At 63.8% G+C, this 25,539-nt stretch carries 20 protein-coding genes; all 20 read left to right on the forward strand.

Annotated features, from left to right (window positions below; genetic code table 11):
- Window positions 1–21: 21 nt before the first annotated feature.
- The 20 genes from recG to D8W71_RS14950 all read left to right on the forward strand — a co-directional run bounded on the left by recG (window position 22) and on the right by D8W71_RS14950 (window position 25,536).
- A complete protein-coding gene (recG, locus tag D8W71_RS14855; RefSeq protein ID WP_121114323.1) occupies window positions 22–2,289 on the forward strand; it encodes an ATP-dependent DNA helicase RecG in 2,268 nt (755 codons plus the stop codon).
- Window positions 2,290–2,393: 104 nt separating this feature from the next.
- On the forward strand, window positions 2,394–5,810 hold the full coding sequence (locus tag D8W71_RS14860) for a pyruvate carboxylase (RefSeq protein WP_121114325.1): 3,417 nt from the start codon (window positions 2,394–2,396) through the stop codon (window positions 5,808–5,810).
- A 14-nt stretch (window positions 5,811–5,824) separates the two neighbouring features.
- Window positions 5,825–6,409, forward strand: coding sequence for a 16S rRNA (guanine(966)-N(2))-methyltransferase RsmD (rsmD, locus tag D8W71_RS14865; protein ID WP_121114327.1), 585 nt, complete (start codon window positions 5,825–5,827; stop codon window positions 6,407–6,409).
- Window positions 6,406–6,894: a pantetheine-phosphate adenylyltransferase gene (gene coaD / locus D8W71_RS14870; protein WP_121114329.1), complete on the forward strand. Its 489-nt coding sequence runs from the start codon at window positions 6,406–6,408 to the stop codon at window positions 6,892–6,894. The genes rsmD and coaD overlap by 4 nt, the downstream gene beginning before the upstream one ends.
- Window positions 6,895–7,036: 142 nt before the next feature.
- Window positions 7,037–7,804, forward strand: coding sequence for a DivIVA domain-containing protein (locus D8W71_RS14875; protein ID WP_121114331.1), 768 nt, complete (start codon window positions 7,037–7,039; stop codon window positions 7,802–7,804).
- Between the two features lie 159 nt (window positions 7,805–7,963).
- Window positions 7,964–8,572 (forward strand): YceD family protein, encoded by a 609-nt coding sequence (locus tag D8W71_RS14880; RefSeq protein ID WP_236077440.1) that lies wholly within the window; start codon window positions 7,964–7,966, stop codon window positions 8,570–8,572.
- 2 nt (window positions 8,573–8,574) lie between these two features.
- Window positions 8,575–8,757 (forward strand): 50S ribosomal protein L32, encoded by a 183-nt coding sequence (rpmF, locus tag D8W71_RS14885; RefSeq protein WP_121114334.1) that lies wholly within the window; start codon window positions 8,575–8,577, stop codon window positions 8,755–8,757.
- A 50-nt stretch (window positions 8,758–8,807) separates the two neighbouring features.
- Entirely contained in the window at window positions 8,808–9,599 is a 792-nt protein-coding gene (rnc, locus tag D8W71_RS14890) for a ribonuclease III (protein ID WP_121114336.1), read from the forward strand.
- Complete coding sequence (gene mutM / locus D8W71_RS14895; RefSeq protein WP_121114338.1) at window positions 9,592–10,455, forward strand: bifunctional DNA-formamidopyrimidine glycosylase/DNA-(apurinic or apyrimidinic site) lyase; 864 nt, start codon at window positions 9,592–9,594, stop codon at window positions 10,453–10,455. The genes rnc and mutM overlap by 8 nt, the downstream gene beginning before the upstream one ends.
- Window positions 10,456–10,482: 27 nt before the next feature.
- Window positions 10,483–10,911 carry an OsmC family protein gene (locus tag D8W71_RS14900; protein WP_121114340.1) on the forward strand — a complete coding sequence of 143 codons (429 nt, stop codon included), beginning with the start codon at window positions 10,483–10,485 and terminating at the stop codon, window positions 10,909–10,911.
- Between the two features lies 1 nt (window position 10,912).
- A complete protein-coding gene (locus D8W71_RS14905) occupies window positions 10,913–11,818 on the forward strand; it encodes an SMP-30/gluconolactonase/LRE family protein (RefSeq protein ID WP_236077441.1) in 906 nt (301 codons plus the stop codon).
- Complete coding sequence (locus D8W71_RS14910; protein ID WP_121114342.1) at window positions 11,815–12,090, forward strand: acylphosphatase; 276 nt, start codon at window positions 11,815–11,817, stop codon at window positions 12,088–12,090. Before D8W71_RS14905 ends, D8W71_RS14910 begins: the two co-directional genes overlap by 4 nt.
- Before the next feature lie 90 nt (window positions 12,091–12,180).
- Window positions 12,181–15,822, forward strand: a complete 3,642-nt coding sequence (gene smc, locus D8W71_RS14915) for a chromosome segregation protein SMC (RefSeq protein WP_121114344.1) — start codon at window positions 12,181–12,183, stop codon at window positions 15,820–15,822.
- Window positions 15,823–15,890: 68 nt separating this feature from the next.
- On the forward strand, window positions 15,891–17,309 hold the full coding sequence (ftsY, locus tag D8W71_RS14920; protein WP_121119248.1) for a signal recognition particle-docking protein FtsY: 1,419 nt from the start codon (window positions 15,891–15,893) through the stop codon (window positions 17,307–17,309).
- A 245-nt stretch (window positions 17,310–17,554) separates the two neighbouring features.
- Complete coding sequence (locus D8W71_RS14925) at window positions 17,555–18,814, forward strand: ammonium transporter (protein WP_201265400.1); 1,260 nt, start codon at window positions 17,555–17,557, stop codon at window positions 18,812–18,814.
- Window positions 18,815–18,888: 74 nt separating this feature from the next.
- Entirely contained in the window at window positions 18,889–19,227 is a 339-nt protein-coding gene (locus D8W71_RS14930) for a P-II family nitrogen regulator (RefSeq protein ID WP_019664269.1), read from the forward strand.
- A complete protein-coding gene (locus tag D8W71_RS14935; RefSeq protein WP_201265083.1) occupies window positions 19,217–21,760 on the forward strand; it encodes a [protein-PII] uridylyltransferase in 2,544 nt (847 codons plus the stop codon). The genes D8W71_RS14930 and D8W71_RS14935 overlap by 11 nt, the downstream gene beginning before the upstream one ends.
- Window positions 21,761–21,960: 200 nt before the next feature.
- On the forward strand, window positions 21,961–22,779 hold the full coding sequence (locus tag D8W71_RS14940; RefSeq protein WP_121119250.1) for a M23 family metallopeptidase: 819 nt from the start codon (window positions 21,961–21,963) through the stop codon (window positions 22,777–22,779).
- Between the two features lie 106 nt (window positions 22,780–22,885).
- A complete protein-coding gene (gene ffh, locus D8W71_RS14945; protein ID WP_121119252.1) occupies window positions 22,886–24,442 on the forward strand; it encodes a signal recognition particle protein in 1,557 nt (518 codons plus the stop codon).
- Window positions 24,443–24,450: 8 nt separating this feature from the next.
- Complete coding sequence (locus tag D8W71_RS14950; protein ID WP_121114350.1) at window positions 24,451–25,536, forward strand: amidohydrolase family protein; 1,086 nt, start codon at window positions 24,451–24,453, stop codon at window positions 25,534–25,536.
- The last annotated feature ends 3 nt before the right edge of the window (window positions 25,537–25,539 follow it).

The raw sequence follows: 25,539 nt of genomic DNA on the forward strand, positions 1-25,539 counted from the left end.
GAGGACGAGGCGTAATTCAAGATGGTCGGCTTATCGGATCGACTCGACTTCGTACTCGGCAAGAAGGTTGCCGATCCGCTGTCGGAACTCTTCGACATCTCCACCGTCGAGGATCTCCTGCGGCACTATCCGCATCGCTACATGACCCAGGGCGGCGAACTCACCGAGAAGGAACCGGCGGAGGGCGAGCACATCACCATCGTCGCCACGATCTCGACCGCGACGCTGAAGACGATGAAGTCGCGAAACGGCCAGTACCTGGCGGTGGCGCTCGCTGCCGAAGGTCAGCAGATCGACGCGACATTCTTCAGCCCGCACAAGCTGAAGCACGTGCTCGTTCCAGGCAAGAAGGGGATGTTCTCCGGGAAGGTCAAGTACTTCGGTCGACGATGGAGTCTGAGCCATCCCGGCTATGTCATCCTCGGCGGCGACGACGAGGACGGATCGGTGGTGCCGTCGGGCAGGATCGTCGGTGGTGGGTCGCTGGCCGGTGTGGCACGCGGTGCGGTCGATGCGACGGGCAGCGTGGACATGTCGGTCTTCGACCGTCGGTTCGTTCCCTTGTATCCAGCGTCCAAAGAGGTGGAGAGTTGGACCTTCATGCGGGCTGCTCGTCAGATTCTCGATCAGCTCGACACCGTCGAAGACCCAGTTCCCAGCGGAGTGCTCGTCGAACGAGGTTTGATCGCCCTCGACACCGCCTTGCACTGGATCCATTTCCCCGACTCGGTGGAGCAGAAGGAGCAGGCGCGTGAGCGTCTGAAATTCGACGAGGCCCTCGCCGTTCAGCTCGTTCTCGCCGCAAGGCGCCGGGACGTCTCGACCCGCTCGGCGCCTGCTTGCCCACCCTCGGCCGACGGGGTGGCGGCAGAGTTCGAGAGCCGACTGCCGTTCACGCTCACGGCTGGTCAGCAGCGCGTGGCTCAGGAAATCTCCAACGATCTGGAGCGCGGGCACCCTATGTCGCGCCTGCTTCAGGGCGAGGTGGGTTCGGGAAAGACGATCGTCGCACTGCGGGCGATGTTGCAGGTCGTCGACTCCGGTCATCAGTGCGCGCTGTTGGCACCGACCGAGGTTCTAGCCGCCCAGCACGCACGGTCGATCACGATGATGTTGGGAACTCTCGCGGGTGCGGGTGAGCTCGGCGCCGACGAACGCGCGATCGGAGTGACGTTGCTGACGGGGTCGATGGGTACTGCTGCCAAGAAAAAGGCACTTCTCGACGCAGTGACCGGCGACGCGGACATCGTCATCGGAACGCATGCGCTCATTCAGGATCGTGTCGAATTCATGGATCTGGGCATGGTCGTCGTGGACGAACAGCACCGATTCGGCGTCGAGCAACGAGATGCCCTTCGGTCCAAATCGCGAGAAGGCATCAGTCCCCACCTTCTCGTGATGACGGCCACACCGATTCCTCGCACCATTGCTATGGCGTCGCTCGGCGACCTGGAGACGTCGACCCTCGACGAGCTTCCACGCGGGCGTGCGCCGATCATCAGCAACGTCGTGTCGTCGAAGGACAAGCCGGGGTGGGTCGACCGCGCGTGGGCGCGCATTCTCGAGGATGTCGGGCAGGGCCGACAGGCCTACGTGGTGTGTTCACGCATCGGCGGCGACGAAGCGGACAAGAAGCCGCGCACTCGCAGTGCGACGGACGACGGAAAGAACCTTCCCGAAACCAAGGCCGCACTGGACATGTACGAGATGTTGAGCGGGGGACCGTTGTCGAGCGTTCGGGTCGGGTTGCTCCACGGCCGCATGCATCCCGACGACAAGGACGCGGCGATGCAGGATTTCAACGCCGGCGAGATCGACGTGTTGGTGTGCACGACTGTCGTCGAGGTCGGTGTGGACGTACCGAACGCGACCGTGATGGTGATCGTCGACGCCGATCGGTTCGGTATCAGTCAGTTGCACCAACTTCGCGGACGGATCGGACGAGGGGGACATCAGGGGTTGTGCATCATGATCAGCCAGCTCTCGTCGAACGGGATGTCCTTCGAACGCTTGAAGTCGGTGGCGGCGACGAACGACGGATTCGAACTGGCCAAGCTAGACCTGGCGACAAGACGGGAAGGGGACGTGCTCGGCGCAGCGCAATCGGGCACCGTCAGCAGTATGAGGCTGCTGTCGCTCTTCGAGGACGAGGACGTCATCGCCGACGCGCATGCGTGCGCGCGTGCGCTGTTCGACGCCGATCCGGAGATGAAGGACCACCCCGGAATCGTGGCGATGATGAAGTCGGCGTGGCGATCGGACCGTGCGGAATTTCTCGACAAGTCGTGAGTGCATGTCTCCTGCACCGTTTCAGAAGCCGATTCTGCGATTTTGTTCCCACATCTCGAGACAAGCGTCATATCGAGATGCAACCGCGGCGGTAGGTTTGGCGAATGTTCTCCAAAGTGTTGGTTGCCAATCGCGGCGAGATCGCCATCCGCGCGTTCCGCGCTTCGTACGAGTTGGGTGCCGCTACCGTGGCAGTTTTCCCGTTCGAAGACCGAAATTCGGTCCACCGGACGAAGGCCGACGAGGCCTACGAGATCGGCGAGAAGGGTCACCCCGTTCGCGCCTATTTGTCGGTGAAAGAAATCGTCGCTGCGGCGCAGCGTGCAGGCGCGGATGCGATCTACCCGGGCTACGGCTTCCTATCGGAGAATCCCGACCTCGCTGCGGCATGTGCCGAAGCGGGCATTACTTTCGTCGGGCCGTCCTCGGACGTGCTGGAGCTGACCGGTAACAAAGCACGCGCAATCGCCGCGGCCAAGCGCGCTGGACTTCCGGTGCTCGCGTCCTCGGAGCCGTCGAGTGACGTCGACGAGTTGATTGCGGCGTCGGAGTCGATGACGTTTCCGCTGTTCGTCAAGGCGGTCGCAGGGGGCGGCGGGCGCGGAATGCGCCGCGTCGCGGAACCGTCGGTGCTACGTGAGTCCATCGAGGCCGCGGCTCGTGAGGCCGAGTCGGCCTTCGGTGACCCGACGGTGTTTCTCGAGCAGGCCGTCATCGACCCGCGCCACATCGAAGTTCAGATCCTCGCCGACGGCGAGGGCAACGTGGTGCACCTGTTCGAGCGCGACTGTTCGCTCCAGCGTCGCCACCAGAAAGTCATCGAGATGGCACCTGCGCCGAACCTCCCGCAGGAGATTCGCGAGAAGATGTGCGCGGACGCGGTCGCATTCGCGAAGGAGATCGGTTACTCGTGCGCGGGAACCGTCGAATTCCTTCTCGACACCCGCGGCAACCATGTGTTCATCGAGATGAATCCGCGTATTCAGGTCGAGCACACGGTGACCGAGGAAGTCACCGATGTCGACCTCGTACAGGCTCAACTCCGTATCGCGTCGGGAGAAACCCTGGCCGATCTTGGACTGAGTCAGGACAACATAGTGCTACGCGGTGCAGCCCTGCAGTGCCGGATCACCACCGAGGACCCAGCCAACGGATTCCGACCGGACACCGGTCGGATCACCGCCTATCGAACGCCGGGCGGCGCCGGGGTTCGACTCGACGGTGGAACCACGCTCGGCGCCGAGGTAGGTGCCTACTTCGATTCGATGCTCGTCAAGTTGACCTGTCGCGGTAGGGACTTCGACACTGCCATTGCCCGTGCACGCCGAGCGGTGGCAGAGTTCCGCATCCGCGGTGTAGCGACGAACATCCCGTTCCTGCAGGCCGTCCTGGTCGATCCGGACTTCACCCAAGGCCGGGTCACCACCTCGTTCATCGAGGAGCGACCCGAACTACTGACCTCGCGCAGCTCGGGAGACCGTGGCACGAAAATCCTCACCTACTTGGCCGACGTCACGGTCAACAAGCCTCACGGCGAACGCCCGTCGCCGGTCTACCCGCAGGACAAGCTTCCGCAGGTGGACTTCGCGGCCCCGATTCCCGACGGCAGTCGCCAGCGATTGCTCGCGCTCGGACCGGAGGGTTTCGCACGAGACCTACGCAACCAGCAGGCGCTCGGGGTCACCGACACGACCTTCCGCGACGCGCACCAGTCGCTGCTTGCAACACGTGTCCGAACGTCGGGGCTTCTGATGGTCGCGCCGTACGTCGCGCGCACGACACCGGAGTTGTTGTCGATCGAGGCGTGGGGCGGTGCGACATACGATGTGGCGCTTCGATTCCTGCACGAGGATCCATGGGAGCGCCTGGCCGCGCTGCGTGAGGCGGTGCCGAACATCGCCCTGCAGATGTTGCTGCGTGGACGAAATACGGTGGGCTACACCCCGTACCCGGAGAAGGTGACTCGCTCGTTCGTGGCCGAAGCAACCGATACGGGAATCGATATCTTCCGCATCTTCGACGCGTTGAACAATGTGGATCAGATGCGACCAGCCATCGATGCAGTCCGCGAGACCGGCACTGCCATAGCCGAAGTCGCGCTCAGCTACACCGGGGATCTGTCGAACCCGAACGAGAAGTTGTACACACTCGACTACTACTTGAATCTCGCAGAGCAGATCGTCGACGCGGGTGCGCACGTTCTGGCGATCAAGGACATGGCAGGTCTGCTTCGTGCGCCGGCCGCCCGCACGTTGGTCACCGCTCTGCGTAGCAACTTCGATCTTCCTGTGCACGTGCACACGCACGACACTCCCGGCGGACAGCTGGCGACGTACCTTGCTGCATGGGAGGCGGGGGCAGACGCCGTGGACGGTGCGAGTGCGTCCATGGCGGGGACGACGAGTCAGCCCGCACTGTCGGCGATCGTGGCCGCAGCAGCGCACACCGACCGTGACACCGGATTGGATCTGCAGGCGGTGTGCGATCTGGAGCCGTACTGGGAGGCGCTACGAAAGGTGTACGCACCGTTCGAATCCGGGCTTCCCGCACCGACCGGCCGTGTGTACACCCATGAGATTCCGGGCGGGCAGCTGTCGAACCTTCGGCAGCAGGCAATCGCACTCGGCCTCGGCGATCGCTTCGAAACTGTCGAAGCGAACTACGCTGCGGCGGATCGCATGCTCGGTCGGCTCGTCAAGGTAACGCCGTCGTCGAAGGTCGTCGGAGATCTCGCGCTGGCGCTGGTCGGCGCCGGAGCGTCAGCGGAGGAGTTCGCGGAGAACCCGAGCAAGTTCGACATCCCGGACTCGGTCATCGGCTTCCTTCGCGGCGAGCTCGGCACGCCTGCAGGTGGGTGGCCGGAACCTTTGCGGACCAAGGCTCTCGAAGGTCGAAGCGACGCAAAGCCGGAAACTCCGCTGTCCGCCGAGGACGAGAAGGCCCTGGACGGAACGTCGGCTCAGCGCCGAGACACGCTGAACCGGTTGCTCTTCCCCGGTCCCACCTCGGAGTTGGCGACGCACCGCGAAAAGTACGGCGACACATCCAGGTTGTCGGCCAATCAGTTCTTCTACGGACTGCGCCAGGGCGACGAGCATCGAGTTCAGCTCGAGAAGGGCGTCGAGCTACTTATCGGCCTCGAAGCGATTTCCGATGCCGACGAACGCGGAATGCGGACGGTGATGTGCATTCTCAACGGGCAGCTGCGTCCGGTGTCGGTTCGCGACCGCTCCATCTCCAGCGATGCGCCTACGGTCGAGAAAGCAGACAAGTCCAACTCGGGGCATGTGCCCGCGCCGTTCGCCGGCGTTGTCACCCTCGCCGTAGGGGAAGGTGACAAGGTCTCAACGGGTGACGTCGTCGCAACGATCGAGGCGATGAAGATGGAGGCCGCGATCACAGCACCCAAGGGCGGCACCATCTCCCGACTTGCCATCGGTTCGGTCCAGCAGGTCGAAGGCGGCGATCTTCTGGTCGTTATCGGGGGCGGATCCACGGGCGAGGATGCTGCGACGGATTGAGTAAGCTCCTGTAGATGACTCGGATCGTCGCCGGCATCGCAGGAGGCAGGAAGCTCAAGGTGCCGCCTCGCGGTACGCGCCCCACGTCGGAGCGCGTACGCGAGGCGGTGTTCAGTTCTCTGCAGGCCCGAATGGATATCGAGGGCGCTGCCGTCCTCGACCTCTTCGCAGGCTCGGGAGCGCTTGGGCTCGAAGCGCTTTCGCGCGGAGCTGCGAGGGTAGTTCTCGTCGAATCCGATGCGCGAGCCGCGGCAGTGGTGCGGGAGAACATCGGGGTCCTCGCCCTGCCGGGTGCCGCGGTTCGCTGCGCACCGGTTGCCTCGGTACTCGCGGGCGCAGCAGATCCGGTGTTCGATCTGGTGTTCGCCGATCCGCCGTATGCGGTCACCGAGGTGGCAGTCGAGCAGATCCTCGGCTCGTTGATCGCCGGAGGATGGCTTGCGCCGGATGCTGTTGTCGTACTGGAGCGTTCGTCTCGATCGGCTGATACGAGCTGGCCCGACGGGCTCGTCCCCGAGAAGGTGAAGAAGTACGGCGAGACGCGCATCGAGATCGCTGCTCGGGTGGAGCGCTTGCCCGGTGATACCGTGCACCCATGACTGGTGCTGTGTGCCCTGGATCCTTCGACCCGGTGACGGTGGGCCACCTCGACATCATTACGAGAGCGGCGACCCAGTTCGACGAGGTCGTGGTGACGGTCATGATCAACAAGAGCAAACGCGGTCTGTTCACCGTGGACGAGCGCATCGAGATGATCGCCGAAGCGACAACGCAGCTGAAGAACGTGACGATCGCGTCATGGCACGGGCTGCTCGTCGACTACGCGAAGCAGGAGGGGTACACGGCGATCGTGAAGGGTCTCCGTAGTGCCAACGATTTCGACTACGAACTTCCCATGGCACAGATGAATCAGAAACTCACCGGCGTCGACACCCTCTTTCTCACCGCCGATCCGGCGTACAGCTTCCTCTCCAGTTCGTTGGTGAAAGAAGTGGCGACCTTCGGGGGAGACGTGAAGGACATGGTCCCCGCGAGTGTGCACGCTCGCCTTCTCGCCCGAATCGCCGAGCGCAAGGCCGAGTAGGCACACCCGTCACCGGTCGGGTGGGCGACACACCGAGACGCTCCGATCGCACAGACTGAGCAATCACCAGGCAAACTGACCAGTGTCGGATCCACAGCAGCCGGCATCAGCTTTTCCATAGATCGGACGATTGGGGTTACCGGTGTACCGCGTATTCGAGGCACTCGACGAGTTGGTCGCCATTGTCGAGGAGGCTCGCGGTGTTCCCATGACCGCGGGCTGTGTCGTTCCTCGTGGGGACGTTCTCGAACTCCTCGACGATGTCCGAGACTCCATCCCGGGTGAACTCGACGACGCGCAGGACGTGCTCGATCACAAGGACAAACTGGTCGGTGATGCGCGAGCGACCGCCGACAAGACCGTCACCTCGGCGAACAACGAGGCGCAGGACACCGTCGAGAACGCCCGCGATTCGGCCGACCGCATCCTCGCGGACGCCAAGGCTCAGGCCGACCGGATGGTCGCCGAAGCCAAGGCGCACGCCGAACAACTGGTCGACGACGCCACCGACACGGCCGAGCGCACCGTCGAGCAAGGGCAGCAGGAGTACGACGCGTTGACGACCCGAGCGCGCTCGGAAGCCGACCGTGCGATCGAGGCCGGGCAGGCTTCCTACGACAGGTCGGTCGCCGACGGAGAAGCCGAGCAGGCACGCCTCGTCGCTCAGACCGAGGTGGTCCAGGCCGCGCACGCGGAGTCGGCTCGGGTGATCGACGCAGCGCACGCCGAATCGGATCGAATGCGTAGCGAGTGTGACGTCTACGTCGACACGAAGCTTGCCGAGTTCGAGGAGTTTCTCACCGGGACGATTCGGTCAGTAGGGCGTGGGCGTCAGCAATTGCGCACCGGGTCTGGCGTTCCCGACTACGGATCCGATCAAGGCGAGGACTTTCGTCGGCCGCGTCGCTAGATGCGAGGATTTGCTCAACACATGCGCAGCTGCGTATCGTTGAGTGGTTGCTCGTTGCCAGTTCGACCGGGCGGGCAACGGGAATTGTGTACCTCCATTCCCGTGAATTCCCAGTCCTGCGGACTTCACTGAGTTGGTCGATGAGCAGAAAGTAGTGTTGTGTCATCCCGCCGTCGTACTCCCCGTCCCGAACCGGGCACGGGTTTCGTTCTGGACATCGACAGTCTCGGCCGCAGGCCGGGGTCGATGAAACAGATCCAGCGCACGGTGGCTGCACCCGCACGGATCGGGCTCGATGCCATCGCTATCGAGGCCGGATCCCCTGTGGAACTCGACCTACGGCTCGAAGCAGTGTCGGAGGGCGTGTTGGTGACCGGCACCGTCCGTGCTGACACAGCGGGGGAGTGCACGCGCTGTCTGGAGCCGGTGACCGGCTCGGCTGATGTATATCTGACCGAGTTGTTCGCGTACCCCAACAGCGTCACGGAGGACACGACCGACGAGGACGAGATTCATCGCATCCTCGACGACCAGATCGACCTCGAACCAGTCATCGTGGACTCAGTCGGGTTGGAGCTTCCGCTGCACCCCCTCTGCCGCGAGGACTGCGAGGGATTGTGCCCCGAATGTGGCGTTCGCCTGGCGATTGCTGAATCTGGGCACAGTCATGACATACTTGATCCTCGCTGGGCTGGTCTTGCAGCCAAATTTGGCGTGGATTCAGAACCGAGCACAGAACTTGTGAACAACGAAGCCGAGGAGAAGTAGAAGTGGCTGTCCCGAAGCGCAAAATGTCGCGTTCCAACACGAGGTCGCGTCGTGCACAGTGGAAGACCACTGCGCCCACCCTCGTGACTTGCCCCAACCGTAGTTGTGGCGAGAAGACGCTGCCCCACATCGTGTGCCCCTCGTGCGGCACCTACAAGGGCCGCCAGGTCGCTGCAGCCGTCTGATCTCCAGAAGGAGCGGACGCACTGTGACGAACAAGGGCAGTTCTGCCGTAATGAACAGCTCGAACGCCGACAGCGGCGGGGACGACCGAAAGTCGCTCCTCGCCGCTCTTGGCGTTGTACTGCATGATTCGTTGTTGACGTTGGCGTTGACGCACCGGTCGTACGCATACGAACAAGGTGGTCTGCCCACCAACGAACGTCTCGAGTTTCTGGGTGACTCCGTCCTTGGCCTGACAATCACCGAACGCCTGTACACAGCGCACCCGGCCAAGTCCGAAGGTGAACTCGCCAAGATCCGTGCCAGTGTCGTGAACATGCATGCGCTCGCCGAAGTTGCGCGCAGTCTCGGCGACGGAGGACTGGGTCGGCACCTGCTCCTGGGTAAAGGCGAGGAGCAGACGGGTGGGCGCGACAAGCCGAGCATTCTTGCCGACGGCATGGAATCGCTGCTGGGTGCAATCCATCTCGAGCACGGTATCGACACCGCTCGCAGCGTCGTACTGACGCTGTTCGCGGAACTCCTCGATCGTGCACCGCGACTCGGAGCCGGACTCGACTGGAAGACCAGTCTCCAGGAACTCACCGCAGAGAAGGCGCTCGGGGTTCCGGCGTACGAAATATCTTCCACGGGGCCGGATCACGACAAGGAATTCACCGCCACCGTTCTCGTCGGCGGTCGGCCCCTCGGTGTCGGCGTCGGACGAAACAAGAAGGAAGCCGAGCAGAAGGCCGCGAGCACAGCCTGGAACGCGCTCTCGCCGGGTGTGGCGGCGGACAACGGCGACACTGCGAATCCGAATGCTGTCGACGGCTCGACGGACAGCGCCGCCTTGGATGCCTGAGCTTCCCGAGGTCGAGGTCGTTCGGCTCGGGCTCGAATCCCACGTCGTGGGGGCGACCATCGAGTCGGTGGACGTCCTTCATCCCAGAGCTGTACGGCGTCACTTCGCCGGCGGCATGGATCTGATCGGCCAGCTGCGCGGTCGTCGCATCTCGTCCGCCGAACGCCGGGGGAAGTACTTATGGCTCCCGCTCGAGCCGCGCGACGTCGCCATTGTCGTCCATCTCGGCATGAGTGGGCAGATGCTGGTGCAGCCGCCGTCGGTTCCGGACGAGAAGCACCTCCGCATCAGAGCAAAACTCGACAACGGAGCGGACCTCAGATTCGTCGACCAACGGACCTTCGGAGGGTGGGCGCTCGCTCCCCTGGAGGAAGTCGACGGCTCGATCGTTCCGGAACCGGTCGCCCATATTGCCCGAGATCCCCTCGATCCATTGTTCGACGCGGAATCCGTCGTGAACAAGTTGCGCGGAAAGCACACCGAGATCAAACGGGCGATTCTCGATCAAACAGTGTTGTCCGGGGTGGGCAATATCTACGCCGACGAGGCATTGTGGCGGGCGAAGATTCACGGAAATCGCATTGCCGAAACGTTGACGAGGCCGGCGCTGCGCCGCGTACTGACTGCGGTCCACGCGGTGATGGGTGAGGCCCTCTCGCAAGGCGGAACGTCTTTCGACGCGCTGTACGTCAACGTCAACGGCGAGTCGGGATACTTCGACCGATCGCTCGACGCGTACGGGCAGGAAGGCCTTCCGTGTTCCCGGTGCGGCAGCCCGATCAGGCGTGAGAAGTTCATGAACCGGTCCTCGTACAGTTGTCCCAAGTGCCAACCACGACCGCGGAGCACACGCTAGCGACGTAAGTCCCTACAATCGGCTTCCATGGCTGACGAGACCACTCCCACATCGCTCTGGGTCGAACGCACAGGGACCCGCCGCTACACCGGCAAGAGTTCACGCGGCGGCGAGGTGCTGATCGGATCCGAGTCGGTCGAGGGTGTGTTCACACCGGGTGAACTGCTCAAGATCGCGCTCGCGGCCTGCACCGGAATGAGTTCCGACCTTCCGCTGTCGAGGCGATTGGGAGACGGTTACGACGCCGTCGTGCGGGTCTCGGGGCAGGCGGACCGCGACAACGAACTCTACCCGGAACTGAGGGAAGTTCTCGAAGTCGATCTGAGCGCGCTCGATCCGGAAGCTCAGGAGCGTTTGCTCACCGTCGTTCAGCGTGCCATCGACAAGGTATGCACCGTTGGCCGCACGCTGAAGGCAGGCACGACCATCACGCTCGACATCGACGTGGACGCCTGACGTGAGGGCGGGAGCCGCCGTGGCGGTCGGCGCGATGGCTGCAGCCCTGCTGGTGTGCGCACCCGCGGCGGCATCGGCGGAACCCTCCTGTGCACCGTGGAGTACGAGCACGATGGCATCGGGATTCGGTCTGCTCGAGAATCTTGCGTTCGACGACGCAGGTTCGATGTTCCTGTCGGAGACGTCACCGGTCGGCCCGGGGAGAATTAAGAGACTCACCCCCGACGGGGGCCGATCGGTCGCGGTGGAGAACGTAGCCTCGCCTGGTGGCCTCGTCGTGGACGGTGACACGCTGTATTTCGCTACCGGAAACGGTACGGCCGCTGGACTTTTCGACCTACACGACGGAACGATCGATGCGTTCGATCTCCAGTCCGGGATCAGGTCGAGCTACGCGGGTGGACTGGTCATGCCCAATGGTCTTGCGAAGTCTGCGAACGGTGACTTCTTCACGACGCGCAATCTCGGTGCCACCACCGGTCTGACGCGGGTCCCGCACGATGCGCCGCAGGCACCCGCGGTGGTGCGCACCGACCTCGGCAGCGCAAACGGTATCGCGGTCGACGGTGACACGCTGTACGTGTCCAACACGTTCGAACCTGCCCTCGTGATCTCGGTTCTCGACGCGCGCGATCCCGGCGGCCCATCCAGAACGATCGGGGTCGACGGTTTCGGTCCGTTCACGGCGTCCGACGACATGACGGTCGGCCCGGACGGGATGATCTACCTTGCGCAGAATCTGGCCGGGCGCGTTCTGAGAATCGATCCGCGTTCCGGATCGGCCTGCGTGATCAGCACATCGGTGCCGCTTGCGAGTTCCGTCGAATTCGGTGGCGCGGGGTGGAATACGAACGCGCTGTACGTCACGAGTTTTGCCGGTTCGGTGTACGAGCTGACGCCATCGTGACGGACGAACGCCTGACCGCGTGGGTACACGGGCAGGTTCAAGGCGTCGGCTTCCGTTGGTGGACGCGCTCGCGCGCACTGGAACTCGGCCTCGTCGGGTCGGCAACCAACCACGCCGACGGCCGGGTCGTGGTCGTCGCCGAGGGCACACGCGAGCGGCTCGAGACCCTGTTGGGCCTGCTGCGCAGCGAGACCACCCCGGGATCGGTCACGCTCGTCGTCGAGAGCTGGGACCCTCCCCGCGGGGGAATAGCCGGTTTCGTCGAACGCTGACGCGCCGAGCAGCTAGCGAGACGTTACCGAATCGTGACCAGTGGCGTGTGGGGGCGCTGACGTCCCACCCACCCGGTACTGTCAAACGCCATGCATCTGAAGAGTCTGACGCTGAAGGGCTTCAAGTCCTTCGCTTCGGCGACGACTCTTCGTTTCGAACCGGGGATCACATGCGTGGTCGGGCCGAACGGATCGGGAAAGTCCAACGTTGTCGACGCGCTCACCTGGGTGATGGGGGAGCAGGGCGCGAAGGCGCTTCGAGGCGGCAAGATGGAGGACGTCATCTTCGCGGGCACGTCGGGGCGTGCAGCGCTCGGGCGCGCCGAGGTAACGCTGACCATCGACAATTCGGACGGCGCATTACCGATCGACTACACCGAGGTCTCCATTACGCGGCGGATGTTCCGCGACGGTGCGGGCGAGTACGAGATCAACGGCAACTCGTGCAGGCTCATGGATGTTCAAGAACTTCTCAGCGACTCGGGAATCGGTCGCGAAATGCATGTCATCGTCGGTCAGGGCAGGCTTGCGGCGATTCTCGAATCGCGTCCGGAGGACAGGCGAGCGTTCATCGAAGAAGCCGCGGGTGTGCTCAAGCATCGCAAGCGCAAAGAGAAGGCCGTGCGCAAGCTCGACGCGATGCAAGCCAATCTGGCGCGGTTGACCGACCTGACCGGCGAGCTGCGTCGCCAGCTGAAGCCGCTCGGCAGGCAGGCCGAGGTCGCGCGACGTGCGCAGACAGTCCAGGCGGATTTGCGCGATGCGCGATTGCGGCTTGCCGCGGATGATCTCGTGGCCCGGCGCGAGGAGTTCGCCAACCAAACCCAGGACGAGGCCGCCGCGCGGGAGCAGTACGCAGCGGTTCAAGACACACTGGAAGCGGGCAATGTAGCTCTCGGCGAACTCGAGCAGTCGGTTGCACGGTTGACACCGAGCGCCGAGGCCGCGGGTCAGACGTGGTTCCAGCTCTCCGCGCTCGCCGAGCGCGTCAACGCGACCATTCGAATCGCGAAAGAGCGTGCCCGCCATCTGGATTCGGCGCCAACGGGTGGTCGAGGTCAGGATCCCGACGAGCTCGAACAGCAGGCAGAGCGGGTCGCCGAAGAGGAGTTGGAACTCGTCGAGGCCGTCGAGATCGCCCGCGAAACCCTCGAGGCAGCACGTGAGCAACTTCTCGAGCGGGAAGCGGCTGCGGCGGAGGCGGAGCGGGCCCACATGGCTGCGGTACGCGCGGTCGCCGATCGCCGAGAGGGATTCGCAAGGCTGTCCGGGCAGGTCGACACGTACCGAACCAAAGCCGATTCCATCGACGCCGAAGTGTCGAGGCTGTCTGTTGCCATCGACGAAGCACGTGAGCGAGGCGACCTCGCACAGACCGAGTTCGAGAGCGTGCAGGACCAGATATCCGGCCTCGATGCCAGTGAACTGAGCTTGGACACCCACTACGAACGCGCCGTTGCTGCGTTGCGGAGCGCGGACGCGCGCGTCGTCGAACTTCAGAACGAGGATCGCGTCGCGGGCAAACGCGTGGCGTCCTTTCAAGCACGTATCGAGGCGCTCACCATGGGGTTGGAGCGCAAGGACGGGGCGGGCTGGCTGCTGGAGCAGGGCCAGCCCGGCCTGTCGGGGTTGCTTGCAGAGAAGATCACCGTCGAGGACGGATTCGATGTCGCCGTAGCGGTGGCGATGGGACCCGCAGCCGATGCAGTCTTCGCCGCGTCGTTCGCTCACGCACGTGATGCCGTGCGTGCACTGCACGACACGGACAGTGGCCGAGCAGCCATAGTGTTCGAGGAAGACGGTGTCGAGCGGCCCAGAAACATCACGCTCCCCGACGGTGCTCGATGGGCGATCGACGTGGTCGGGTACCCCGACACGCTGACGGCGTCACTGGAAGCGCTTCTGGGTGACGTGGCGATCGTCGCGTCGCTCGACGACGCCTACATGCTCATCGCGGCGGCCGCTGGAATTCGAGCGGTGACCAAGGCCGGGGACTACGTCGAATCCGGATGGATGTCCGGAGGCTCGGATCGTAAGCCGAGCACACTCGAAGTGCAGGCGGCGATCGACACGTCCACGGTGGAACTCGCCGCAGCCGAACGGCGTTCGGCTGAGCTGGAAGCGGCGCTCTCGGGGGCTCTCGCCGAGCAGGCCGACCGTCGGGAGTCCGCGGAACAAGCACTCGCCGCACTCAACGAGTCGGACGCGGCCATGTCCGCGGTGTACGAACAGCTGGGTCGCCTCGGGCAACTGGCACGGTCGGCACACGCGGAGTCTTCGAGACTGTCCGATCAGCGGGCGAAAGCCGAGAGCGGTCGCGAGGAGGCGCTCCAAGCCCTCGCGGAACTCGAAGAACGATTACGCCTGGCCGAGGACGAGCAATCGGGATCGGCAGCTTCGCCCGAATCGGAGGACTCGACTTACGCGCGCGAAGCGGCTGCGGCCGCACTGTCCGAGGTCAGATCGGTAGAGGTCGAAGCTCGTCTCAATGTGAGGACGGCAGAGGAGCGGGCACAGTCGGTGCGGGGCAAGGCCGACTCGCTCCGGCGCGCAGCACGAGCCGAACGCGAAGCGCGCGCCCGCGCGGAACGAGAAGGCATCGCGCGGCGCCATGCAGCTGCTGTCGCCGAATCCGTTGCCTCGGCGGGGGATCGGGTGGCCGAACGCCTGGCCCGCGTCGTGTCCGCCGCCGCAGCGCGGCGCGACGAACTCGCCGAGCAGCGTGCCACTACATCGGCGGAGTTGGACCGTGTGAAGGAACAGGTGCGCGCTTTGCAGGGCCAGCTGGCGTCGATCACCGATGCCGTCCACCGCGACGAAGTAGCGCGCGCGCAGGCAGCACTGCGTATCGAACAACTCGAAGCGACCATCCTCGAACAGCACGGTATCGGTCTCGAGGATCTGATCGCAGAATACGGTCCTGACGTCACGCTGCCGCCGACCGACCTGGAGATGTCCGAATACGAGGCCGCGAAGGAACGCGGTGAGAACGTGATCGCGCCTGCGCCCATGCCGTTCGATCGGACTACCCAGGAGAAGCGCGCGAAGCGCGCCGAACGTGATCTGGCGACCCTCGGCAAGGTCAATCCGCTGGCCTTGGAAGAATTTGCTGCTCTGGAGGAGCGGTACAACTTCCTGTCGACGCAGCTCGAGGACGTCAAATCCGCCCGTAAAGATCTTCTGGAGGTCGTTGCCGACGTCGACGAGCGGATCCTGCAGGTTTTCACGGATGCGTGGCTCGACGTCGAACGCGAATTCACCCAGGTGTTCGCGAAACTGTTCCCCGGTGGTGAAGGCAGACTCATCCTGACCGAGCCCGGAGACATGCTTACCACGGGTATCGAAGTCGAAGCGCGGCCGCCCGGCAAGAAGGTGAAGCGATTGTCATTGCTGTCCGGTGGTGAGAAATCACTGACGGCCGTCGCGATGCTGGTTGCCATCTTCCGAGCGCGCCCATCCCCGTTCTACGTGATGGACGAGGTCGAGGCGGCTCTCGACGATACGAACCTGCGGCGACTGATAGGTCTGTTCGAGCAGCTTCGAGAGAAGTCGCAATTGATCGTCATCACCCACCAGAAGCCGACGATGGAGGTGGCCGACGCCCTGTACGGCGTCTCCATGCGTGGTGACGGAATCACCACCGTCATCTCCCAGCGTTTGAACCGCGACCGTGTGGAGACGATCGGGAGCGTCACCTCTGACGAGGACGACACCGTGAGTGCACCTCCGTAGCTGAGAACGACCTCACCCGTGCCAGGGTGATCGTCTGTGTCCGGACGCGTCCTGACAGGATGGATCTCGTGAGTACCCAAGCGTGGATCATCGTCGCGGCCGTCCTGGCCATCCTGATTGTCGGACTCGTTGCCGGCTACGTCCTGGCTCGTCGACGCCGTGTGTCGCTGAAGTCCTCGGACACTGCAACCATCGAGGAAGCGCCCAAGGACCGGTCGGGCGGCTACAAAGCCGGTGGCGGATTCTCGTTCAGCCAAGGCCCCGCGACCGCTGAGCCCGACCTGGCCCCGCGGCCTCGTCCGACTCCGGAACCGGCAGCGACGCCGGAACCCGCCCCGACGCCGGAGCCGGCCCCGACGCCGGAACCTGCCCCGACGCCGGAACCTGCCCCGACACCAGAACCTGCCCCGACACCAGAACCTGCCCCGACGCCAGAACCCAGCCCTGAGCCGACTCCTGAGGCAAGCCCGGAGCCCGAGCCGCTGCCAGCCGCTGAGCCCACGATCCAACCGGCTCCTGCACCGGCTCCAACCCCGACCGGCAGCGCACCTGTTCTGGACGACATCGCGCCGACGGATGGCAGGCTCGATCGACTTCGCGGTCGGCTGTCGCGTTCACAATCCGCGGTCGGCAAGAGTCTCTTGGGACTTCTCGGCGGCGGCGACCTCGACGAGGACTCCTGGGAAGAGGTCGAGGACACGCTGCTCATCGCCGACCTCGGATCGTCGACGACCGAAGAGATCATGCAGGCCCTGCGCGAACAAATGGCTGCGAGAAGTATCCGCACGGAAGCGGACGCGCGCGGATTGCTGAAGGAAATTCTCGTGAAGCAGCTCCACCCGGAGCTCGACCGATCCATTCACGCGGTGCCACACGAGGGCACCCCGGCTGTTCTGTTGGTCGTAGGTGTCAATGGGACGGGCAAGACCACGACCACCGGCAAGCTCGCGCGCGTTCTTGTCGCCGACGGCCGCCGCGTGCTCCTCGGGGCCGCGGACACCTTCAGGGCGGCGGCAGCCGATCAACTGCAGACGTGGGCCGAACGTGTCGGAGCGGACGTCGTTCGCGGCAAGGAGGGGGCCGACCCAGCCGCCGTCGCGTTCGACGCGGTGACGAAGGGTATCGAGCAGGGTGTGGACGTTGTTCTGGTCGACACAGCCGGGCGTCTGCACACCAAGTCCGGACTCATGGACGAGCTCAGCAAGGTCAAGCGGGTCATCGAAAAGCGGGCACGGGTCGACGACGTTCTTCTCGTCCTCGACGCCACGGTCGGACAGAACGGGTTGACTCAAGCTCGGGTGTTCGCGGAAGTGGTCGATATCACCGGCGTAGTCCTGACGAAGCTCGACGGCACGGCCAAGGGAGGCATCGTTTTCCAGGTCCAACGTGAGCTCGGCGTGCCGGTCAAATTGGTTGGTCTCGGTGAGGGCGCGGATGATTTGGCGCCGTTCGAACCGGAGGCATTCGTGGACGCATTGCTGGGTTGAGTCGGGTGAAAGCGGGCGAAGAGCCAAATCTCGAAAACACGAAAGGCCTGCACGAAACCTTTTAGCAACAGTTTCGGTCCATGCGTTCACACGAGCGAAACACCAGAGTGTCATGGATGAAACTTCTTAAAACCACTCTTTGTTCTTAAGCGGCGGACCAACCGGTGCGCAGAAGAATATGGAGGGTGTACGTGAGTCCCGACGAACTAGCAGATTTGGCTGCGGTTTCCGGCAATTCCGCGTGGATGCTGATTGCAGCATCACTGGTGCTGCTGATGACGCCCGGCTTGGCGTTCTTCTACGGCGGCATGTCGCAGTCGAAGTCCGTCTTGAACATGATGATGATGTCCTTCGGTGCGATGGCAGTCGTCGTGATCATCTACATCCTCTGGGGATGGTCGATGTCGTACGGAACGCAGGACATCGGCGGAGTCTTCGCCAACCCGTTCGAGTTCTTCGGACTGAAGGACTCGATCACCGACGCCGACGGCGAGTTCATCGTCGGAGCGTGGGGCTACGCGAACATCATCGATGTCGCATTCCAGGTGACGTTCGCCATCATCACCGTCGCGCTGATCTCCGGATCCATCGCAGGTCGCGTCAAGTACGGAACCTGGCTGGCTTTCGCCGGCATCTGGGTCACGCTGGCGTACTTCCCCCTCGCTCACATGGTCTGGGGCGGCGGACTTCTCTCCGGGTCGGAAGACGGCCTCGCAGCCAAGATCTTCGGCACCACCGATGACGGTGACGGCGGACTCGTCGCCTCCGTTGCGCCGATCGACTTCGCCGGTGGCACTGTCGTTCATATCAACGCAGGTATCGCAGGGCTCGTTCTTGCACTCATCATCGGCAAACGAATCGGCTTCGGGAAGGTCGCATTCCGTCCGCACAACCTTCCGTTCGTCATGCTCGGTGCAGCCCTTCTGTGGTTCGGATGGTTCGGCTTCAACGCCGGTTCCGCCTTTGCCGCCGACGGTGTCGCCGGTCTCGCCTGGGTCAACACCACAGCAGCGACTGCGGCTGCGATCGCAGGCTGGCTCATCACCGAGCGCATCCGCGACGGACACGCAACGAGCCTCGGTGCTGCATCGGGCATCGTCGCAGGCTTGGTCGCCATCACCCCGGCCGCTGGCGCCCTCACTCCGATCGGCTCGATGATTCTCGGTGTCGTCGCAGGTGTTCTTTCCGCACTCGCGGTCGGACTGAAGTTCAAGTTCGGCTACGACGACTCGCTCGACGTCGTCGGCGTCCACCTCGTCGCAGGCCTCTGGGGCACCATCGCCATCGGCTTCCTCGGGTCCGAGACCGGACTGTTCTACGGCGGAGACTACAAGCAGCTCGTCGTCCAGATCGTCATCGCACTGTTCGCACTGATCTTCACAGCAATTGTCACCACGGTCATCGCGTTCGCTCTCAAGCCCCTCGGCTGGCGCGTGTCGGAGGAGGAGGAAGCCAACGGCATCGACGAGGCGGAACACGCCGAGACTGCGTACGACTTCGCCTGACAGGGTAGAGATAGGAGCGAGTTCTCGCTCAGTATGCAACCGTGCACTGAATGAGCCCCGAAGGGAAGTAGAAAATGAAGCTGATCACGGCAATCGTCAAACCTTTCACGTTGGAGGACGTCAAGACGGGCCTCGAACAGGCCGGCGTGCTCGGCATGACGGTCAGTGAAGTCCAGGGTTACGGACGACAGAAGGGCCACACCGAGGTCTACCGCGGCGCCGAATACTCCGTCGATTTCGTGCCCAAGGTGCGCGTCGAGGTCGTCGTCGACGACGCAGCAGTCGAGAAGGTGGTCGAGGTCATCGTCGAGGCCGCCCGCACCGGCAAGATCGGTGACGGCAAAGTATGGGTATCACCGGTGGACTCGGTCATCCGAGTACGCACCGGAGAACGTGGCGCCGATGCGCTCTGACCCACACGGGTCGCGGTCAGGCGGCTCCGATGCCACGGCGAAAGCCGCGGGATCGGGGCCGTCGGTCTCGAGAGGCTCTACGTCGGGGGGCTCCACTTCCAAGGGCATGAGCGATGCGGCGGCAGATCTCGCGCGCGCCCGAAAGCAGCTGCTGGACGGTGGAACACGCAACCGTCGTCTCGACGCACCGTCGCTGCGCCAAGCTCTGGTCGACCTGCACGAGTTCTGGTTGACCACCAAGGGTGCCGAACTCGGCATCAAACCGGACTCGGGATTCGCTATCGTGGCAGTCGGGGGTCTTGCTCGGCGCGAACTACTTCCGTATTCCGATCTCGACCTGATACTTCTCCACGACGACATGAGCCACGACATCGTGGCCGACGTTGCAGACAAACTCTGGTACCCACTGTGGGACGCCCACATCAAGCTCGATCACAGTGTGCGAACAGTTCCGCAGGCCCTTCAAGTGGCGGCTACCGACATGACCGCGGCACTGGGAATGCTCGAGGCCCGCCACATCGCGGGCGACGTCGAACTGAGCAACCTGCTCATCGGCGGCGTTCGCCGTGAGTGGCGCACCGGAATCCGAACCAGGTTCGACGAACTGATCACCCAGACACGGTCGCGATGGTCCCGAAGCGGTGAGATCGCTCATCGAGCGGAGCCCGATCTCAAGAGTGGCCGTGGCGGATTGCGCGATGTCCAGCTTCTCGACGCTCTTGCCATCGCACAGCTGACCGACGGTATGCCTGGCCTCGGGCCGGAATCGCCGGGCGGTGGCCTCGCTTTCGCACACGGGCGCTTACTCGACGTTCGCACGGAGTTGCATCGTGTCGCGGGACGCGCCCGCGACCAACTCCGAGCCCAGGATGCCGACGAGATCGGTGCCGCCCTGCGGATCGGTGATCGATTCGATCTGGCCCGGGTACTGAGTGATTCGGCGCGGACCATCAGTTACTCGGTCGATGTGGGATTGCGTACGGCAGGCAATTCGCTGCCACGCCGCGGCCTTTCACGACTGCGCCGTGTGCCGGTCAGGAGACCGCTCGACGAGGGAGTGGTCGAACACGCGGGCGAGGTCGTTCTCGCGCGCGACGCACGACCGAACAAGGATCCCGGCCTGATCATGCGGGTCGCCGCTGCGTCCGCACAGACCGGTATGCCGATGTCCGCATCTACGTTGAATCGGCTGTCGGACAGTGCGCCCGAGCTGCGTGAACCGTGGCCGAAAGAGGCGCTCAACGACCTGTTGGTCCTGCTCGGATCGGGACGTCGTGCGATCGCAGCGATCGAGGCTCTGGACAGAACGGGGTTGTGGGGCCGATTGATTCCCGAGTGGGGAGCGGTCCGTGACCTGCCTCCTCGTGATGCGGTCCACACCTGGACCGTGGACCGCCATCTCGTCGAAACCGCGGCGTACGCAAGTGCGTTGACGACCCGAGTAGCCCGCCCGGACCTACTGGTACTCGGCGCTCTCGTTCACGACATCGGGAAGGGGCGCGGAGGAGACCACAGTGTCGTCGGAGCCGAATTGGCAACGCAGATCGGTAATCGACTCGGATTGTGGCCGTCGGATGTCACGTTGCTCAGTGCGATGGTCCGGCATCACCTGTTGCTGCCCGAGACCGCGACACGCAGGGATCTCGACGACCCCGTAACCGTGGAAACCGTCGTGAACACCCTGGGGGCCGACCCTATTCTGCTCGAATTGCTGCACGCTCTGGCCGAGGCCGATTCGTTGGCCACCGGACCGGGTGTCTGGGGTGACTGGAAATCGTCGCTCATTCGAGAGCTGGTCAGGCGATGCCGCATGGTGATGGCCGGTGAAAGCCTCCCGACGCCCGATCCACTCGACCCTGTCCACATCGAATTGGCCGAGAAAGGTGGCGTGCACGTCGACCTGCAGCCCACGGACGGCTCGCACACCTACGTCGTCACCGTGGTGGCTCCGGATACACCCGGACTTCTCTCCGACGCAGCCGGTGTCCTGGCGCTCCATTCGCTACGAGTGCTCTCGGCGTCGCTCGGTAGTCACGACGGCTCGGCAGTCAATTCGTTCGCCGTCGCACCTCTGTTCGGTACTCCGCCGCAGGCAGGGTTGCTCAGGCAGGAAATCATTCGAGCGCAAGCAGGTGAATTGGACCTCGTCGCAGTGCTCGATGCCAAGGAAAGAGATGCGCTCCCAGCACCGCTCGATGACGAGGGCGACCTGTCGGTGCCCGTGATGTATGCGCAGGCGCCTCCACGTGTGTTGTGGTTCGACGGCTCCGATGACGGGCAGGTGGTCCTCGAGCTACGCGCGGAGGACCGACCGGGTCTGCTGTGCCGTCTTGCGACGGCACTGGAAAGTCTCGGTGCCGACGTCCGATGGGCGCGAGTGGCAACGCTCGGAACTTCGGTGGTCGATGCGTTCTGCATCGACATCACCGGTTCGGACAGTCGAGCGACCCGAGAGGAGATCGAGCGTGCGATCCTCGCGGTCGTCCCAGCGCCCGAACCTCCGAAACCGCCCGAGAAGCCCGAAGGAACCTAGCTCAGCCCGTCGATTCCGTTCTGTCTCACTGGTCGTATGTGAGTTTTCATAAAGATTCGGTTACGGTGTTCCGGAGCGAGACCGTTTTGTTACGTTCTTCGCCACAGGAACAATTTGTGTACGCAAGTGCAACACGCCACGAACGATCCGTGAATCGAGTCGTCGTGGTCGGGTGGCCGACGACGGATGAGGTACTGACTGTGGGAACCCACCAGCGCTCGAACATATATGTTCTGAACCAACAGATTTCGACAACACCGCGCGGGCGCCACAGGGCGAAGCAAGATCCGAAGGACGCCGGAATGAGAGCCGCGACGATAGTGGCGGCCACCGGTGCGATCGTCGCCGGTGCTGCCCAGATGGGCGCCGGAACCGCAACGGCCGCACCGGCACCCGCGCCCGATGCTCCCTCGGTCGGTCAGCAGTTCGAGCTCCGGAATCTACTTCCGGCCGGTTTCGAACTACCACCGGGCATAACGCTTCCCGAGAACGTGCAACTCCCGCCGGGCATCGAAATACCCGACACATCCGGCCTTGCGGCGCTGGGACTTCCCGATGTCGGGGCAGCGGCTCAAGACCTCCTCAAAGGTATTGCGCCTTTGAAGGAACAAGCAGTGCAACCGGTGTCGGGAGTACTCACCTCGACATTCGGGCAACGGTGGGGGTCCCACCACGGCGGCATCGACATCGCGGCACCCATCGGCACCCCGGTGCTGGCGGCGGCGGACGGTGAAGTCACAGCTTCGGGTCCGGCATCCGGGTTCGGACTGTGGGTGAAGGTGCTCCACGCCGACGGAACCGAGACGATTTACGGGCACGTCGACACCTTCTCGGTGGCACCTGGACAACACGTCACTGCCGGTCAGAACATCGCCACAGTCGGCAACCGCGGTCAGTCCACCGGCCCACACCTGCATTTCGAGGTGCACGATCCTTCCGGTGTGAAGGTCGACCCGTCGGAGTGGTTGGCCACTCGCGGAGTGTCCGTCACGTGGAGCGATGCAGCGCGCAACGCCTGAGAGGCACGCGCTGTCCACGCAGCGATCGGTCGGGCGCTAGTCTGGAGCCACGTAAGTCTGCTCGAACCACATGGCTCGACTCTCAATCGGCTCAGGAGTGCAATCGGTGTTCGAATCCCTTTCCGACAGGTTGACCGGAACTCTCAAGGACCTGCGTGGCAAGGGTCGACTCTCCGGCGCCGACATCGACGCCACCGCGCGCGAAATTCGTCTGGCCTTGCTCGAAGCCGACGTCGCCCTTCCGGTCGTCCGTGAGTTCATCAACCGGATCAAGACCCGCGCCAAGGGTGCCGAGGTATCCGGTGCGCTCAACCCGGCGCAACAAGTCGTCAAGATCGTCAACGAAGAGCTCGTCGGCATCCTGGGTGGCGAGACACGTCGGCTGACCTTCGCCAAAACGCCACCGACCGTAATCATGCTTGCCGGCCTACAGGGATCGGGAAAGACCACTCTGGCTGGCAAGCTCGCCAAGTGGCTCAAGGACCAGGGCCACACTCCACTTCTCGTCGCATGCGACCTTCAGCGTCCCGGCGCGGTCAGTCAGCTCCAGATCGTCGGAGAACGTGCCGGCGCAACCGTTTTCGCCCCGCACCCCGGTACGTCCATCGGCGGCGGTGACAACGAACTCGGCATTTCGGCCGCCGATCCCGTCGAGGTTGCGCGCGCGGGCGTTGCCGAAGCCCGCAGCAAGCAGTTCGACATCGTGATAGTCGATACGGCCGGTCGTCTCGGCATCGATACCGAACTCATGAACCAGGCTGCGGGTATCAGGGACGCCGTGGAGCCGGACGAAACACTGTTCGTCCTCGACGCCATGGTCGGTCAGGACGCGGTAAGCACAGCCCAGGCATTCCGCGACGGTGTCGGGTTCACCGGCGTCGTGCTGACCAAGCTCGACGGCGATGCCCGCGGTGGCGCGGCACTGAGCGTTCGTGAGGTCACCGGTGAGCCGATCATGTTCGCCTCGACCGGTGAGAAGCTCGAGGACTTCGACGTCTTCCATCCGGATCGCATGGCGAGCCGAATCCTCGGTATGGGCGACGTGCTCAGCCTCATTGAGCAGGCCGAACAGCACTTCGATGCTGAGCAGGCCGAAGCGACCGCCAACAAGATCGGGTCCGGCCAGCTCACGCTCGACGACTTCCTCGAGCAGATGATGGCTGTCCGCAAGATGGGTCCCATCGGAAACCTGCTCGGCATGCTCCCGGGCGCCGGGCAGATGAAGGAACTTGCCAACGTCGACGAGAAGCAACTCGATCGGGTTCAAGCGATCATCCGCGGCATGACGCCTCAGGAGCGGACTGATCCCAAGATCATCAACGCATCCAGACGCCTGCGAATCGCGAACGGCTCCGGAGTGAAGGTCTCGGACGTCAACCAACTCGTGGATCGATTCTTCGAAGCGCGGAAGATGATGTCGGCGATGGCCGGTCGCATGGGCATGCCCGGCGCGCGTAAGCAGGTCCGTAGCAAGAAGGGCAAGAAGGGTAAGAAGGGCGGTCGGGGACCTACTCAGCCCAAGATCCGCGGCGGGTTCCCCGGCATGCCGGGCGGCATGCCTCCCGGCATGCCTGACCTGTCGGGAATGCCCAAGGGACTCGATCAGATCCCACCGGGACTCGAAGGAATCGACCTATCGCAGCTGAAGCTGCCCAAGAAGTAGGTTTTGCAGTGGCGGTGTTCCACGTCCGGGGCCGAGTTCTACCCGGCACTGCGTACGTCGACCTCTGGATTTCGGGTGACACAATCTCGCTCCGACCGATCGCGAACGCCGAAACCTTGGCGGACGACGGATGGATAGTTCCCGGTCTCGTCGACGCTCACTGCCACGTCGGCATCAAATATGGTGGGGGACACGAGGACCTGGCCGGGTCCATCGCACAAGCCGAAGTCGAACGGGATGTAGGAGCGCTGCTCCTTCGCGATGCGGGCTCACCTGTCGACACCAGGTCACTCGACGATCTGGATGATCTACCGCGCATCATCCGGGCAGGCCGTCACATCGCGTCTCCGAAGCGTTACATACCCGGGCTTGCGGTCGACATCGAAGACGATTCACAGCTTCCCGAGGCTGTCCGACAGCAAGCACGAATCGGTGACGGTTGGGTCAAGTTGGTCGGTGACTGGATCGACCGGAGTGTCGGTGATCTGCGGCCGCTGTGGGACGACAAGATCGTGAAGGAAGCGATCGATGCGGCGCACGACGAGGGCGCTCGGGTGACCGCCCACGTGTTCGGGGAGGACGCTCTACCCGGTTTGATCGCCGCTGGCATCGATTGCATCGAGCATGGCACCGGTTTGACCGACGAGACCGTCGAGATGATGGTCGCCCACGGAACGGCGCTGGTCCCGACGCTCATCAACATCGAGACTTTCCCGTCGATCGCAGCGTCGGCGACGAAATACCCGGTGTACGCGAGGCACATGCTCGAGCTGCATGGTCGAGTGTCCGAAACGATCGCCCATGCCCACGACGCAGGCGTGCCGATCTTCGCAGGCACCGACGCCGGTGGATCGATCAGGCACGGAAGGATTGCCGACGAGGTACACGCACTCACCGGGATCGGAATGAGCCCGACGGACGCGCTGGGAGCGGCAAGCTGGTCGGCGCGGGAGTGGCTGGGTCGACGGGGGATCGAGCACGGCGCACCCGCGGATCTGCTCGTCTACACCCAGGATCCGCGTACCGGGCCCGACGTGTTGTCCTCGCCCGACATCGTCGTCCTTCGCGGTATCCCCAGCACGCGGTCTCGGTGAATA

The organism is Rhodococcus sp. P1Y, assembly GCF_003641205.1.
In the GTDB taxonomy this organism is placed as follows: domain Bacteria; phylum Actinomycetota; class Actinomycetes; order Mycobacteriales; family Mycobacteriaceae; genus Rhodococcoides.

Excerpts from the sequence above, each read along its gene's own strand:
- recG (WP_121114323.1), top strand. The coding sequence starts at position 22 with ATGGTCGGCTTATCGGATCGACTCGACTTCGTACTCGGCAAGAAGGTT.
- D8W71_RS14860 (WP_121114325.1), top strand. The coding sequence starts at position 2,394 with ATGTTCTCCAAAGTGTTGGTTGCCAATCGCGGCGAGATCGCCATCCGC.
- rsmD (WP_121114327.1), top strand. The coding sequence starts at position 5,825 with ATGACTCGGATCGTCGCCGGCATCGCAGGAGGCAGGAAGCTCAAGGTG.
- coaD (WP_121114329.1), top strand. The coding sequence starts at position 6,406 with ATGACTGGTGCTGTGTGCCCTGGATCCTTCGACCCGGTGACGGTGGGC.
- rnc (WP_121114336.1), top strand. The coding sequence starts at position 8,808 with ATGAACAGCTCGAACGCCGACAGCGGCGGGGACGACCGAAAGTCGCTC.
- mutM (WP_121114338.1), top strand. The coding sequence starts at position 9,592 with ATGCCTGAGCTTCCCGAGGTCGAGGTCGTTCGGCTCGGGCTCGAATCC.
- D8W71_RS14900 (WP_121114340.1), top strand. The coding sequence starts at position 10,483 with ATGGCTGACGAGACCACTCCCACATCGCTCTGGGTCGAACGCACAGGG.
- smc (WP_121114344.1), top strand. The coding sequence starts at position 12,181 with ATGCATCTGAAGAGTCTGACGCTGAAGGGCTTCAAGTCCTTCGCTTCG.
- D8W71_RS14925 (WP_201265400.1), top strand. The coding sequence starts at position 17,555 with ATGCTGATTGCAGCATCACTGGTGCTGCTGATGACGCCCGGCTTGGCG.
- D8W71_RS14930 (WP_019664269.1), top strand. The coding sequence starts at position 18,889 with ATGAAGCTGATCACGGCAATCGTCAAACCTTTCACGTTGGAGGACGTC.
- D8W71_RS14935 (WP_201265083.1), top strand. The coding sequence starts at position 19,217 with ATGCGCTCTGACCCACACGGGTCGCGGTCAGGCGGCTCCGATGCCACG.